At 73.5% G+C, this 13,632-nt stretch carries 14 protein-coding genes and 1 tRNA gene; 14 read left to right on the top strand and 1 reads right to left on the bottom strand.

The genetic code is table 11. The features are described 5' to 3' along the window. Nucleotides 1–281: 281 nt before the first annotated feature. Complete coding sequence (locus IE331_RS12620) at nucleotides 282–974, bottom strand: hypothetical protein (protein WP_192143762.1); 693 nt, start codon at nucleotides 972–974, stop codon at nucleotides 282–284. A 192-nt stretch (nucleotides 975–1,166) separates the two neighbouring features. Here IE331_RS12620 and IE331_RS12615 point away from each other — a divergent pair, with 192 nt between their 5' ends. The 14 genes from IE331_RS12615 to IE331_RS12550 all read left to right on the top strand — a co-directional run bounded on the left by IE331_RS12615 (nucleotide 1,167) and on the right by IE331_RS12550 (nucleotide 13,581). Continuing rightward, nucleotides 1,167–1,958 carry a 3'(2'),5'-bisphosphate nucleotidase CysQ gene (locus IE331_RS12615; protein ID WP_318646821.1) on the top strand — a complete coding sequence of 264 codons (792 nt, stop codon included), beginning with the start codon at nucleotides 1,167–1,169 and terminating at the stop codon, nucleotides 1,956–1,958. A gap of 41 nt (nucleotides 1,959–1,999) precedes the next feature. After that, nucleotides 2,000–2,404, top strand: a complete 405-nt coding sequence (locus tag IE331_RS12610) for a VOC family protein (protein WP_192143760.1) — start codon at nucleotides 2,000–2,002, stop codon at nucleotides 2,402–2,404. A 244-nt stretch (nucleotides 2,405–2,648) separates the two neighbouring features. Further along, on the top strand, nucleotides 2,649–6,176 hold the full coding sequence (mfd, locus tag IE331_RS12605; RefSeq protein WP_201931753.1) for a transcription-repair coupling factor: 3,528 nt from the start codon (nucleotides 2,649–2,651) through the stop codon (nucleotides 6,174–6,176). Then, a complete protein-coding gene (locus tag IE331_RS12600) occupies nucleotides 6,173–6,865 on the top strand; it encodes a hypothetical protein (RefSeq protein ID WP_192143758.1) in 693 nt (230 codons plus the stop codon). The genes mfd and IE331_RS12600 overlap by 4 nt, the downstream gene beginning before the upstream one ends. A gap of 3 nt (nucleotides 6,866–6,868) precedes the next feature. Then, nucleotides 6,869–7,498 carry a MazG family protein gene (locus IE331_RS12595; protein WP_201931752.1) on the top strand — a complete coding sequence of 210 codons (630 nt, stop codon included), beginning with the start codon at nucleotides 6,869–6,871 and terminating at the stop codon, nucleotides 7,496–7,498. Between the two features lie 136 nt (nucleotides 7,499–7,634). Beyond that, entirely contained in the window at nucleotides 7,635–8,915 is a 1,281-nt protein-coding gene (eno, locus tag IE331_RS12590) for a phosphopyruvate hydratase (protein WP_192143757.1), read from the top strand. A 166-nt stretch (nucleotides 8,916–9,081) separates the two neighbouring features. Beyond that, nucleotides 9,082–9,477 carry an FtsB family cell division protein gene (locus tag IE331_RS12585; RefSeq protein ID WP_201931751.1) on the top strand — a complete coding sequence of 132 codons (396 nt, stop codon included), beginning with the start codon at nucleotides 9,082–9,084 and terminating at the stop codon, nucleotides 9,475–9,477. A gap of 32 nt (nucleotides 9,478–9,509) precedes the next feature. Next, on the top strand, nucleotides 9,510–10,004 hold the full coding sequence (locus tag IE331_RS12580; RefSeq protein WP_192144015.1) for a DUF501 domain-containing protein: 495 nt from the start codon (nucleotides 9,510–9,512) through the stop codon (nucleotides 10,002–10,004). Then, nucleotides 10,001–10,939, top strand: a complete 939-nt coding sequence (locus tag IE331_RS12575) for a Ppx/GppA phosphatase family protein (protein WP_201931749.1) — start codon at nucleotides 10,001–10,003, stop codon at nucleotides 10,937–10,939. Before IE331_RS12580 ends, IE331_RS12575 begins: the two co-directional genes overlap by 4 nt. 309 nt (nucleotides 10,940–11,248) lie before the next feature. Then, a complete protein-coding gene (locus tag IE331_RS12570) occupies nucleotides 11,249–11,542 on the top strand; it encodes a hypothetical protein (RefSeq protein WP_192143756.1) in 294 nt (97 codons plus the stop codon). A gap of 22 nt (nucleotides 11,543–11,564) precedes the next feature. Further along, on the top strand, nucleotides 11,565–12,398 hold the full coding sequence (locus IE331_RS12565) for a uracil-DNA glycosylase (protein WP_192143755.1): 834 nt from the start codon (nucleotides 11,565–11,567) through the stop codon (nucleotides 12,396–12,398). Nucleotides 12,399–12,418: 20 nt separating this feature from the next. Next, nucleotides 12,419–12,937 carry a glycine cleavage system protein R gene (locus tag IE331_RS12560; RefSeq protein ID WP_192143754.1) on the top strand — a complete coding sequence of 173 codons (519 nt, stop codon included), beginning with the start codon at nucleotides 12,419–12,421 and terminating at the stop codon, nucleotides 12,935–12,937. Beyond that, nucleotides 12,934–13,491: a peptide deformylase gene (def, locus tag IE331_RS12555; protein ID WP_192143753.1), complete on the top strand. Its 558-nt coding sequence runs from the start codon at nucleotides 12,934–12,936 to the stop codon at nucleotides 13,489–13,491. Before IE331_RS12560 ends, def begins: the two co-directional genes overlap by 4 nt. A 16-nt stretch (nucleotides 13,492–13,507) precedes the next feature. Continuing rightward, a tRNA-Leu gene (locus tag IE331_RS12550) sits at nucleotides 13,508–13,581 on the top strand. The last annotated feature ends 51 nt before the right edge of the window (nucleotides 13,582–13,632 follow it).

Here is a 13,632-nt window from a genome sequence, read left to right as displayed (position 1 = left end):
CGCACACCCGGAGCGGCCGGCCCGCAGGCGCAGACCGACGCGTCCGCAGGCGCTCTGCGTCCGCGTGCTCGTCGTCCGCCTCGTCACGTCATCCCCCCCAGGCCCGTCGTTCCACGGTACGGGCGAAATCGGCCCGTGCGGCCTCGTCCGCCGCGAACTGGGGCCGGCCTGCCCAGATGGGCCACCACCCGAGGACGCACCCCCCGAGGAGGTGGGACTGGGGTTGCGGATACCGATCAGCGCGGGCCTCTCCGTCCCGACCACGACAGTGGGGGAGCCGGTCAGCTGCGGCGAGCCCACAACGTCGCCAGGAGCGAGTAGTGCGTCGTGGAGCCGGCGTCGCGAGTCGTGATGGTGACGGTGTCCCGACCGCGCCGGAACACGGTGGCCTCGGAGCCGGCCACGGCGACGATCGGGGCCTCGCGGAAGCCCCGCTCCGCGAGGCGGCGCCGGTAGTGCCGGAGCACCCCCTCGGGCGTCCGGCCCGATCGGGCGCTCAGGCCGACCTGCAGGCTTCGTCGCGCCGGCGAGACGCTGGTGGCCAGGGCGTCGCTGCGCGCAACCGGCGACAGGGCCGGCCGCGGATATCCGGCGACCACGCCGCCACCGCTGGCGGCGGCCGGAAGGGGCAGGGAGACCAGGGGCCTCCGGTCGGCCCGCGGAGCACGGGGCAGCCGGGCCGTGCCGCTGGTCAGCACCGTCCCCTCACCGCCCGTCGCCTCCGGCGGGGCCGTGCCGCGAGGGCTCGGTGAGTCCGTCGTGGGCGGGTCGGGCAGCCCCGCGCGACCGGTGCCGGACGGCAGTGGCGCAGCAGGGCCGGGTGTGGACTCCTCGTCCTGTCCCGCGGCCTGCCCCACGGACGGCGTACCGCTCGCCCCTGGGGTCGGACCGGCCTCGGTGGAGGCCTGGCACCCGGTGCCCAGCAGCAGCAGCGCTCCGGCCAGTGCGCCGGCTCCCCCGCAACACTTCAGCATCGACGATCTCCCCCGGGGGGAACGGACATCCCCCACTTTCCAGCCCCGACTCCGGAGTCTAGGTACGGCGGGCGGTGGTCCGAGCCGGTCTGGCCGAGGACTGGGGTGACCCCCGGGGGGTCGTGGCCCGTTGTGGCCATGGCGCGGGGCGCGGCCGTCCTGCACGGACCTCACTCGTGGCAGAGTTGGCCCGTGACCTTCGATCCCGGAACCCCGCCGCCCGCCGCCGCCCACGACGACCACGTGCTCGCCACCTGGCTGGCCGGCGTGGCCGGCGACCGCCTGCTCGAGGTGCGGGAGGAGGGGCACGAGGGCAAGGCGCTCAAGGATGCCGGTGACCTGGCCGCGCACGACCTGCTGATGTCGCTGCTCGCCGAGCACCGGCCCGACGACGCGGTGCTCTCCGAGGAGGCCCTCGAGAACGCCGCCGACAAGGACGCCCGGCTGAGCGCCAAGCGGGTCTGGATCATCGACCCGCTGGACGGCACCCGTGAGTTCTCCGAGCCCCCGCGCGACGACTGGGCGGTGCACGTGGCGCTCTGGCAGGAGGGCGAGCTGGTCGCTGGGGCCGTGGCGCAGCCGGTGCTGGGGGAGACCTTCAACACCGGCACCCCGTCCGTCGTGCCGCCGCGCACCGCGCAGCGGCCCCGGATCGCGGTCTCCCGCAGCCGTCCGCCGGCGTTCGTCGAGGCGCTGGCCGCCGAGATCGGCGCGGACCTGGTGCCGATGGGCTCGGCCGGGGTGAAGGTGATGTCGGTCGTGCGCGACGTCGCCGACGCCTACGTGCACGCCGGGGGACAGTACGAGTGGGACAACGCGGCGCCGGTCGCGGTGGCCCGGGCCGCTGGCCTGTTCTGCTCCCGGGTGGACGGCTCGGAGCTGGCCTACAACCAGTCCGACGTGTCGCTGCCCGACCTCATCGTCTGCCGCCCCGAGCTGGCCGAGCCGATCCTGGCCTTCGTGCGCGAGCACGGCACCGACTGAGGGCTGTCGACGCAGGTCTCGCGCGGGTGCACGCTGGTGCCATGACGTCCTACATCGCGCACACCAGCGTCGACTGCGTCGACGCCTACCGGCTCGCGGAGTGGTGGAGGCAGGTCCTGGGGTACGTCGACCCACCCGACGACCCCAACGACCCCGAGCACAGCGAGTGCCTGATCCAGAGCCCGGACGGTGAGCGCCAGCTGCTGTTCATCGAGGTCCCGGACGAGAAGCTGACCAAGAACCGCCTGCACTTCGACCTGCGGCCCTCGGCCGGAACACGGGACGAGGAGGTCGAGCGGCTGCTCTCGCTGGGGGCGACCGAGCTGGCCGACCACCGCGACCACTACGGCCCCGGCGTCGGCTGGGTGGTCCTCGCCGACCCCGAGGGCAACGAGTTCTGCGTGCTCCGCAGCGAACCCGAGCGCGCCGCCGCCGAGTCCCCCTGACCCGTCGCTTGTGTCGGCTCTGGAGTCGTCGACGCCGGCGACCCGGCGTACCGGTCCGGCCGACTGCGGCCCGCGCCCCGCCCGCACGTATCATCGGATTGCACCCCCTCGTCCATGGACAGGGGGCTTCCGTGGTGTCCGAAGTCCCGCAATTGCGGCCGAATGACACAGAATCGGCTCGCCGATGTGTCACACGGCCGCAATTGCGGAGTTCCGGCGCCTCCGCTCACCTGAAGGGACCCCCGTGCGCCTGCAGGGCCTCGCCGATGCCGTCCTGGCCGATGACACCCTCGACGCCGCGCTGCGCGACGTCGACGGCGTGGATGCCCTGGACCTGACCGGGCCGGCCGGTCTGCGGCCGTTCGTGGTCGCCGGGCTGGCCCGCGGCGACCGCACGGTGCTGGTGGTCACCGCGACCCAGCGCGAGGCCGAGGACCTGGTCGAGTCGCTCACCGACCTGGTCGACCGCGACGAGGTCGGCTACTTCCCGAGCTGGGAGACCCTGCCGCACGAACGGCTCAGCCCGCGCAGCGACACCGTGGGTCAGCGACTGGCGATCCTGCGCCGCATCTGCCACCCCGAGGAGGGGCGGCTGCGGGTGGTGGTGGCCCCGGTCCGCAGCATCCTCCAGCCCCAGGTGCCCGGCCTCGGCGACCTCGCCCCGGTCGAGGTCCGGCCCGGCGACAGCGTCGAGCTCGACGATCTCGCCCGTCGGCTCACGGACGCCGCCTACACCCGGGTCGACCTGGTCGAGCGGCGCGGCGAGTACGCCGTGCGCGGGGGCATCGTCGACATCTTCCCGCCCACCGAGGAGCACCCTCTCCGGGTGGAGCTCTGGGGTGACGACGTCGAGGAGATCCGCAGCTTCGCGGTCGCCGACCAGCGCACCCTCGAGGCGGTCGACCGGCTGTGGGCGCCGCCGTGCCGCGAGCTCCTGCTCACCGACGAGGTACGCCGCCGCGCGGCGGACCTGGGCGAGCAGCACCCGCAGCTGCTCGAGCTGACGGACAAGATCGCCAACGGCATCGCCGTGGAGGGCATGGAGTCGCTGGCTCCGGCCCTTGTCGACGGGATGGAGCTGCTGGTCGACCTGATGCCGAAGGACACCCACGTCCTCGTCCTCGACCCGGAGCGGGCCCGGACCCGCGCCCACGACCTGGTGGCGACCAGCGAGGAGTTCCTCGGCGCCTCCTGGGCCGCGGCGGCCAGCGGCGGCCAGGCGCCGATCGACCTCGGCGCCGCGTCGTACTGGGCGCTCGCCGACGTCCGCGAGCAGGCGCTGGGCCGGGGCCTGGCCTGGTGGTCGGTGAGTCCGTTCGGCATCGACGACGCCGACGCGCCGGCGGGTCCGGTGACCGGGAGCGACACGGGCGCGGTCGAGACCCGCACCGTCCGCGCCAACCCGGTCGAGGCGTACCGCGGTGACGTGGAGGCCGCGATCCGCGACATCCGCGGCTGGCTCGACACCGGACGCCGCGTGGTCGTCGTGCACCAGGGGCACGGCCCGGCGGAGCGCATGGTCGAGGCCCTGGGCGAGCACGACCTGCCGGCCCGGCTCGAGGACGAGGTCAGCGGCGAGGGCGTCGGGGGAGTGGTCACCGTGACCACCGGCTGCCTGGTGCACGGGGTGGTCACCGACCACGTCGCGGTGCTCACCGGCGAGGACATCTCCGGCCAGAAGTCCAGCACCCGCGACATGCGCCGGATGCCGGCCCGCCGCAAGAAGCAGATCGACCCGCTCGAGCTGGCCCCAGGCGACTACGTGGTCCACGAGCAGCACGGTGTCGGCCGCTACGTGGAGATGAAGCAGCGCGAGGTCGGCGGCGCCACCCGCGAGTACCTCGTCCTCGAGTACGGCGCCTCGAAGCGCGGCGCGCCGCCGGACCGGCTCTACGTGCCCGCCGACGCGCTGGACCAGGTGACCCGGTACGTCGGCGGGGAGCAGCCCTCCCTCGACCGGCTCGGTGGCGCCGACTGGGCCAAGCGCAAGGGCCGGGCCCGCAAGGCGGTGCGTCAGATCGCCGCCGAGCTGATCAAGCTGTACGCCGCCCGGCAGGCGACCCGGGGCCACGCCTTCGGCCCGGACTCGCCGTGGCAGGCCGAGCTGGAGGACGCCTTCCCCTTCCAGGAGACCCCCGACCAGCTGAGCACCGTCGACGAGGTCAAGGGCGACATGATGCGGCAGGTCCCGATGGACCGGCTGGTCTGCGGCGACGTCGGCTACGGCAAGACCGAGATCGCCGTCCGGGCGGCGTTCAAGGCGGTGCAGGACGGCAAGCAGGTCGCGGTCCTGGTGCCGACGACGCTGCTGGTGAACCAGCACCACTCCACCTTCGCCGAGCGCATGAGCGGCTTCCCGGTGAACCTCGAGGCGCTGAGCCGGTTCCAGACCGACAAGGAGGCCCGGGAGGTCACCGCCGGCCTGGCCGACGGCAGCGTCGACGTCGTGATCGGCACCCACCGGCTGCTCAACCCCGACATCTCCTTCAAGGACCTCGGGCTGATCATCGTCGACGAGGAGCAGCGGTTCGGCGTCGAGCACAAGGAGCTGATGAAGCGGCTGCGCACCAGCGTCGACGTCCTGTCGATGTCGGCGACGCCGATCCCGCGCACCCTGGAGATGGCGATCACCGGCATCCGCGAGATGTCGACGATCGCCACTCCGCCCGAGGAGCGGCATCCGGTCCTGACCTACGTCGGGGCCTACGAGGACCGGCAGGTGGTCGCGGCGGTGCGTCGCGAGCTGCTGCGCGACGGTCAGGTGTTCTACATCCACAACCGGGTGAACTCCATCGAGAAGGCGGCGGCCGGGATCCGCGAGCTGGTGCCGGAGGCACGCGTGGCCACCGCCCACGGGCAGATGAACGAGCGCCAGCTCGAGCAGGTGATGGTCGACTTCTGGGAGAAGCGCTTCGACGTGCTGGTGTGCACCACGCTGGTGGAGTCGGGCCTGGACGTGTCGAACGCCAACACCATGATCATCGAGCGCGCCGACACCCTCGGGCTCTCCCAGCTGCACCAGCTCCGCGGCCGGGTCGGACGGTCCCGCGAGCGGGCCTACGGCTACTTCCTCTACCCGAGCGAGAAGCCGCTGACCGAGACCGCCCACGAGCGGCTCGCCACCCTGGCCCAGCACTCCGACCTCGGTGGCGGCATGGCGATCGCCATGAAGGACCTGGAGATCCGGGGCGCCGGCAACCTGCTGGGAGGAGAGCAGTCGGGTCACATCGCCGACGTCGGCTTCGACCTCTACGTGCGCCTGGTCGGTGAGGCGGTCCAGGAGTTCCGCGGCGACGCCGAGCCGGAGCTGGCCGAGGTCCGCATCGAGCTCCCGATCGACGCGCACCTGCCGCACGACTACATCCCCTCCGAGCGGCTCCGGCTGGAGATGTACAAGCGGCTGGCCGAGGTCCGCGCCGACGCCGACGTCGCCCAGCTGCACGAGGAGATGCTGGACCGCTACGGCAACCCGCCGCCCGCGGTCACCAGCCTCCTGCAGGTGGCCAGGTTCCGCGCCCGCGCAAGGGAGGCGGGCATCTCGGAGGTGACGGTGGCCGGCCGCAACGTGCGCTTCCACCCGGTGTCCCTGCCGGACTCGCGGGTGGTGCGCCTGAACAGGCTCTACCCCAAGAGCCTGGTCAAGGCCGCCACCGACACCGTGCTGGTGCCGCGCCCGCAGACCGGCCCGAACGCGCTGCGTGACGAGGCCCTGCTTGAATGGGCCCGCAACGTCATCGACACCGTGCTCGACCCGAAGGAGACCCCGGCGTGAGGACCCGTCCGCTGCAGAGGTACGCCGCCGCCCTCGTCGGCCTGATCGCGCTCACCGGCTGCGGGTCGGCCGACCTGTACCCCGGCGACGCCGCGGTGGTCGGCGAGCGGTCGGTCTCGATGTCGGAGGCGGACCGGTTCGCCGAGGCCTACTGCGAGATCAACCGGCCCTCGCTGGAGCAGAACGACGCCCGCCTCTCGATGGCGCGGATCCGGGCCCTCGCCCTGTCCCTGCAGGTGGCCGGGATCCAGGCCGAGGAGTATGCCGAGGAGTTCGACATCGAGGTCGGCCCCGAGTACGCCCGCGCCGTCAACGACCTGGAGGACCGGGTCCGCGAGCAGGACCTGCCCGACGACGAGCGGGACGCGGTCCTCGAGGTCCTCACCACGAACACCTACGTGGGCGCCGTCTTCAACCAGATCGGCCAGCGCGAGCTCGGCTCGGAGGCGGACCCGCAGGAGCTGGATACGGCCGGTGGCGAGGTGTTCTCGGCCTGGGCGGCCGAGCAGGACGTCGAGCTCGACCCGCGCTTCGGCACGGTCGACCAGGAGCTGGCCTACACCGCTCCGGACGAGTCCCTCTCCGCCCCGGTGTCGGACCTGGCCAGGCTGGGCGCGGACGGCGCGGACCCGACCGAGGCCGACACCGAGTACGCCGACGCGCTGCCGGCGTCCCAGTCCTGCGGCTGAGCCGTGGCACCGGGTGACCGGCTCGTCGAGCTGGCCGGGGTGATGGCCAGGCTCCGGACGGAGTGTGCCTGGAAGGCCGGGCAGACCCACCGCTCGCTGGCCCGCTACCTGCTCGAGGAGACCCACGAGACGCTGGAGGCGATCGACACCGGCGACGCCGAGCACCTCCGCGAGGAGCTCGGGGATCTCCTGCTCCAGGTCTTCTTCCACGCCGCCATCGCCGCCGAGTCGGAGGGCTTCACCGTCGACGACGTCGCGGGCGACCTGGTCGCCAAGCTGGTGCGGCGCAACCCGCACGTGTTCGGCGACGGCGAGCCGGACGCCGAGGACCGGCCCGACGCCGCGACCGTGAACGAGATGTGGGAGGCGATCAAGGCCGAGGAGAAGCGGCGCACGTCGGTGCTCGACGGCCTGCCCCCGACGCTGCCGGCGCTGCTGCTCGCCGACAAGGTCCTCGACCGGCTCGCGCGCACCGGCGTCGCTCCCGAGGTCGCTGCCGGTCCGGATGCGGGTCTCGGGGAGCGGATGCTCGGCCTGGTCGCCGAGGCGCGGGCGGTCGGGGTCGACCCGGAGCAGACCCTGCGTGACGCCGTACGCCGGGTGGTGGCCGCCGACCGGCCGACGACCGGCTGACCACCGGCTGAGCACCGGCTGACCACCGGCTGAGCACCGGCTGACCCGTCCCACGCCCGCCGGGCCTGCCGGGCGGGGCGGCCCGACGGCGCTAGGCTGACGGTGCCCGTCCGCCCCCAGCAGCAGGAGCACCACCATGGCTTCCATCGCAGCCGTCGGCGCCCGCGAGATCCTCGACTCGCGCGGCAACCCCACCGTCGAGGTCGAGGTCCAGCTCGACGACGGTGCCTTCGCCCGTGCCGCCGTCCCCAGTGGCGCCTCGACGGGTGCCTTCGAGGCCGTGGAGCTGCGCGACGGCGGCAGCCGCTACGTGGGCAAGGGCGTCGAACAGGCGGTGACCGCGGTCATCGACCGGATCGGCCCCGCCGTCGCCGGCATGGAGGCCGACGACCAGCGGCTGGTCGACCAGACGATGCTGGACCTGGACGCCACGCCCAACAAGGCGACGCTGGGCGCCAACGCGATCCTCGGCGTCTCCCTCGCCGTCGCCCGGGCCGCCGCGGACTCCGCCGGGCTGCCGCTCTACCGCTACGTCGGCGGCCCGAACGCGCACGTGCTCCCGGTCCCGATGATGAACATCCTCAACGGCGGCTCGCACGCCGACTCCAACGTGGACATCCAGGAGTTCATGATCGCGCCCGTCGGGGCGCCGACCTTCCGCGAGGCCCTCCGTCAGGGCGCGGAGGTCTACCACGCGCTGAAGTCGGTGTTGAAGAAGAAGGGCCTGGCCACGGGTCTCGGCGACGAGGGCGGCTTCGCCCCCGACCTCGACTCGAACCGGGCCGCCCTCGACCTGATCGCCGAGGCGGTCTCGGCGGCCGGGCTCACCCTGGGCACGGACATCGCGCTGGCCATGGACGTCGCGGCGACCGAGTTCTGCTCCGACGGGGTCTACTCCTTCGAGGGCGGGTCGAAGAGCGCCGCCGAGATGACCGCCTACTACGCCGAGCTGTGCGCGGCGTACCCGATCGTCTCCATCGAGGACCCGCTCGACGAGGACGACTGGGAGGGCTGGAAGACCATGACCGACCAGCTCGGCGACGCGATCCAGATCGTGGGCGACGACCTGTTCGTCACCAACGTCGAGCGTCTGCAGCGCGGCATCACCGAGGGCCAGGCCAACGCGCTGCTGGTGAAGGTGAACCAGATCGGGTCCCTCACCGAGACCCTCGACTCCGTCGACCTCGCGCACCGCAACGGCTACCGCTGCATGATGAGCCACCGCTCGGGCGAGACCGAGGACACCACGATCGCCGACCTCGCGGTGGCGACGAACTGCGGACAGATCAAGACCGGCGCGCCGGCCCGCTCCGAGCGGGTCGCGAAGTACAACCAGCTCCTGCGCATCGAGGGCGACCTCGGCGACGCGGCCCGGTACGCCGGTGCCGCCGCGTTCCCGCGCTTCGACCGGGGCTGATCGCGCCGTGCCCGACCGCCGGACGAGGGGCGGCCCCCGCGGACCCCGGGGGCCGGTCGGCCCGCGCCCGCAGCGGAGCCGCTCGTCGAGTGCGGCGCCTGGCCGCCCGGGCCCGGGCGGCACCGTCCGGCCTCGCCTGACCGGCCGGGCCACGGTCCTGGTCCTGGTGGTGGCCGTGCTGGCGGTGTCCTACGCCTCGAGCATGCGCGCCTACCTGCAGCAGCGCGACCACATCGCCGACCTCAACGCGCAGATCGCCGAGACCGGGCAGGACATCGAGGCCCTGGAGCGGGAGAAGCAGCGCTGGCAGGACGACGCCTACGTCGAGATGCAGGCCCGCGAGCGGTTCGGCTACGTCATGCCCGGCGAGACCGGCTACCAGGTGATCGACGAGAACGGCGAGCCGCTCGACTCCCCGGACCAGCTCAGCGACCCGGACTCGGTCGAGGGGATCGAGCCGACGCCGTGGTGGGAGACCGCCTGGGCCTCGGTGGAGGCCGCCGGCGACCCGGAGGACCCGGCCGACCGGCCCGAGCAGAAGATCCAGGCCCCGGCCCCGTGAGCCAGCCGCCCAGCCCTGTCCCGGCCGGACCGATCGGCCTGGACGACGAGTCCGCGATCGAGGCCCAGCTCGGCCGCCCGCCGCGCTCGATCCACGGCATCGGTCACCGGTGCCCGTGCGGCAACCCCGACGTGGTGGCCACCGAGCCGAGGCTCGACGACGGGACGCCGTTCCCCACGACCTTCTACCTGACCTGCCCGCGGGCGGCGTCGCGGATCGGGACGCTCGAGGCGTCCGGGCTGATGCGGGAGATGCAGCAGCGGCTCGCCGAGGACCCCGACCTTGCGGCCTCGTACGCCGCCGCGCACGAGGCCTACCTGGCGGCGCGAACCGCGATCGGCGAGGTCCCCGAGATCGCCGGTGTCTCGGCGGGCGGGATGCCGGACCGGGTCAAGTGCCTGCACGTCCTCGCCGGCCAGGCGCTGGCCCAGGGGCGCGGTGTGAACCCCCTCGGCGACGAGGTCCTGGACCTGCTGGGCGAGTGGTGGTCCTCGGGTCCGTGCGTGCCGCGGGGCTCTGCCACGTGAGGGTGGCCGCCGTCGACTGCGGCACGAACACGATCAAGCTCATGGTGGCCGACCTGCCCTCGGGCGAGGTGCTGGCACGGGAGACCCGGATGGTCCGGCTGGGGCAGGACGTCGACCGCACCGGTCGGCTGGCGCCGGAGGCCCTGGAGCGGGCCTTCGCGGCGCTCGACGAGTACGCCGCCGTCCTCGAGCGGCTCCCCGTGGAGCGGCTGCGGTTCTGCGCCACCTCGGCGGCCCGGGACGCGACCAACGGCGACCTCTTCGCTGCCGGGGTGCGGGAGCGGCTGGGTGTCGACCCGGAGGTGCTGGCCGGGCACGAGGAGGCGCGGCTCGCCTTCGCCGGCGCCGTCCGCCACCTCAGGGTGGATCCGGAGCCCCCGGTGCTGGTCGTGGACATCGGCGGCGGGTCGACCGAGCTCGTCCTGGGCCCCGCGCGGCCCGGCGAAGGGCCGCCGGAGGGTCACTCCATGGACATCGGGTCCGTGCGGATGCACGAGCGGCACCTGCGCACCGACCCGCCGACGGCCGCGGAGGTGGCCGCGGCCACGGCCGACATCGACGCCGCCCTCGACGCCTGTCCGGTCCCGGCGTCCGAGGCGGCCACCGTGGTCGGTGTCGCCGGGACGGTCCTGACCGTCGCCGCCGGCGTGCTCGACCTGCCGGCGTACGACCGGGACGCGCTCGACCAGGCGGTGGTCGACGCCCGCGGGGTGCATGCCATGACCGCCCGGCTGCTGGGCATGACGGTGGCCGAGCGGCTGGAGCTGCCATACCTGCACCCCGGCCGGGCGGACGTCATCGGCGCCGGCGCCCTGATCCTGGACCGCGTGCTGCGGCGCACCCGGGCGGACCGGCTGGTGGTGAGCGAGGCGGACATCCTGGACGGGATCGCCTGGTCGCTGATGGAGTCGAGCGAGGAACGAGCGAGCGACTGAGGCGACCGGAAGAGCGAGGTCGCTGATGGAGTCGAGCGAGGAACGAGCGAGCGACTGAGGCGACCCGAAGGGGTGTGGTCGCTGATGGAGTCGAGCGAGGAACGAGCGAGCGACTGAGGTGACCGGAAGAGAGTGGTCGCTGATGGAGTCGAGCGAGGGACGAGCGAGCGACTGAGGCGACGGGTCGGGGCACATGATCCCGGCCGGGAGCGGGTACGGCTCCCTCGCGGGCGGTTGCCCGACCCTCGTCGCGCGCCCGAGCCGGGCGGCGATAGGTTCGAGGGGAACGTACATCTCGAGGAGGGCCGAATGATGGGCAAGCTGAAGATCCTGATCCTGGTCGGGGTGGGCTACGTGCTCGGCGCCCGCGCCGGGCGTGAGCGCTACGAGCAGATCCGCGACCGCGCGAAGCGGTTCGCCAACAACCCGAAGGTGCAGGACACCGTCTCCAAAGCGGAGGAGACCGTCCGCCACCAGGCGCCGGTCGTGAAGGACAAGGTCAGCGACGCCGCCAACGCGGCCGCGGCGAAGGTCTCGCGCAACGGTGACGACGACTCGGGCGACTTCCCGGCCGACCCGGGGCGTCCGGGCGCCCCGTCCTGATCGACGGACCCGACCGCTCAGCATGACCGAACCGCTGCCCCATCCGTTGACGGGGCAGCGGTTCGCGTCTCCGGTGCCACCGGGGTCGGGCTGGCCCGACGATCCGGCGGTCGCGGACACGGACGTGGCGCACACCCCGGACGACGTACGCCGCCTGGCCGACGCCCCGCTCGACGAGATCGACGCTCGGGTCTCGGTCTGCCGGGCCTGCCCGCGCCTGGTCACCTGGCGCGAGGACGTCGCCCGGGACAAGCGGGCGGCGTTCGCGGGGGAGCCCTACTGGGGCCGCCCGATCTCGGGGTGGGGCGATCCGCGGCCGGGGGTGCTGATCGTGGGCCTCGCCCCGGCCGCGCACGGCGGCAACCGGACCGGCCGGATCTTCACCGGCGACCGGTCCGGCGACTGGCTGTTCGCGAGCCTGCACCGGGTCGGCCTGGCGGTCCAGGAGACCTCCGAGCACGCCGGTGACGGCCAGCGCCTGGTCAATGCGCGGATGGTGGCCGCGGTCCGCTGCGCGCCGCCGCTGAACAAGCCGACGACGCAGGAGCGGGACACGTGCGGCCCCTGGGCCGCGCGCGAGATCGCCCTCGTCGCGCCGTACGTCCGCGCCGCGGTGGCGCTCGGCGGCTTCGGCTGGGACGCCGCGCTGCGGTCGTTCGCGGCCGCGGGTTACGCCGTACCCCGGCCCAAGCCACGCTTCGGGCACGGCGTCGAGGTCCTGCTGGAGCGCGGGACGGGGGAGGCGGTCACGCTGCTCGGCTGCTACCACCCGAGCCAGCAGAACACCTTCACCGGGCGGCTCACCGAGCCCATGCTGGACGCCGTCCTGGGCCGTGCCGCGGACCTGGCCGGCTGAGACTGGCAGAATCACGCCGCGTGACCCACCACGCCATCACCGTCCTCGGCCATGACCGCCCCGGAATCATCGCCGAGGCGACCCGGATCCTCGCCGACCTCGGCATGAACCTCGAGGACTCGACGATGACGCTCCTGCGGGGGCACTTCGCGATGACGCTCGTCGGCTCGGGCGAGGTCGAGGCCGCCGCGGTCGAGGAGGCCCTGGCGCCCCTGACCGCGGCCGGCGACCTCACGGTGTCGGTGCGCGAGGTGCCCGAGGAGCAGGTGTCCGCCCGCGTCGGGACGTCGTGGGTGCTGACGGTGCACGGCGGCGACCGGCCCGGGATCGTCTCCACGATCGTCGGCCAGGTGGCCGAGCTCGGCGGCAACATCACCGACCTCACCACACGGCTCGCCGGTGAGCTCTACCTGCTGGTCGCCGAGGTGGACCTGCCGGCCGGGGTCGACGTCGAGTCGCTGCGTACGGCGCTGCGCGCGGCCGGCGACGACCTGGGTGTCGGCGTCAGCCTGCACGAGGTCGAGGCCGACGACCTGTGAGCACGCCAGCGGAGCTGGTGGGCTGGGACGTCGCGCGGCTCGGCGTGGACGGACGGGTGCTCGAGGTCGTCCGCGCCCCGGCGCCGGTGCTGTCGACGCCGGGCGAGGCGGTGGACCCCAGGGCCGCGGACACCGTGCAGCTGGCGGCCGACCTGGTGGCCACCATGCGGGTCTCGCCCGGCTGCGTCGGGCTGGCGGCACCGCAGGTCGGTGTGGGGGCCCGGGTGTTCTGCGTCGACGTCTCCGAGCACCCGAAGACCCGCGACCACCACGGCACGTTCGTGCTCTGCAATGCGGAGGTGCTGGAGTCCTCCCGCAACGACCGGTCGCGCGAGGGGTGCATGAGCGTGCCGGACTTCACCGGCGAGGTGAAGCGGGCCAGCCGGCTCGTCGTCCGCGGTGAGCTGCCGGGGACCGGGGAGCAGGTGCTGGTCACCGCGAACGCCTTCGAGGCCCGGGCGCTGCAGCACGAGATGGACCACTGCGCCGGCTTGCTGTTCCTCGACCGGGTGGCTGGCGCACACGCCGTACATGCCCGCAAGACCTACCTGTAGCGGGCACAATCGAGGGGCCCCCGTATCCCAATCGGCAGAGGAAGAGGTCTTAAAAACCTCGCAGTGTGGGTTCGAGCCCCACCGGGGGCACCGGCCTGGAACAAGCCCCGCTCGACGTTCGTTGAGACAGTGAGCGACTAC

The sequence above is a fragment of the Nocardioides donggukensis genome (assembly GCF_014842875.1).
GTDB lineage: Bacteria > Actinomycetota > Actinomycetes > Propionibacteriales > Nocardioidaceae > Nocardioides > Nocardioides donggukensis.
Note: the sequence above shows the minus strand (reverse complement) of the source record. Positions and strands in the feature narration are given on the sequence as shown.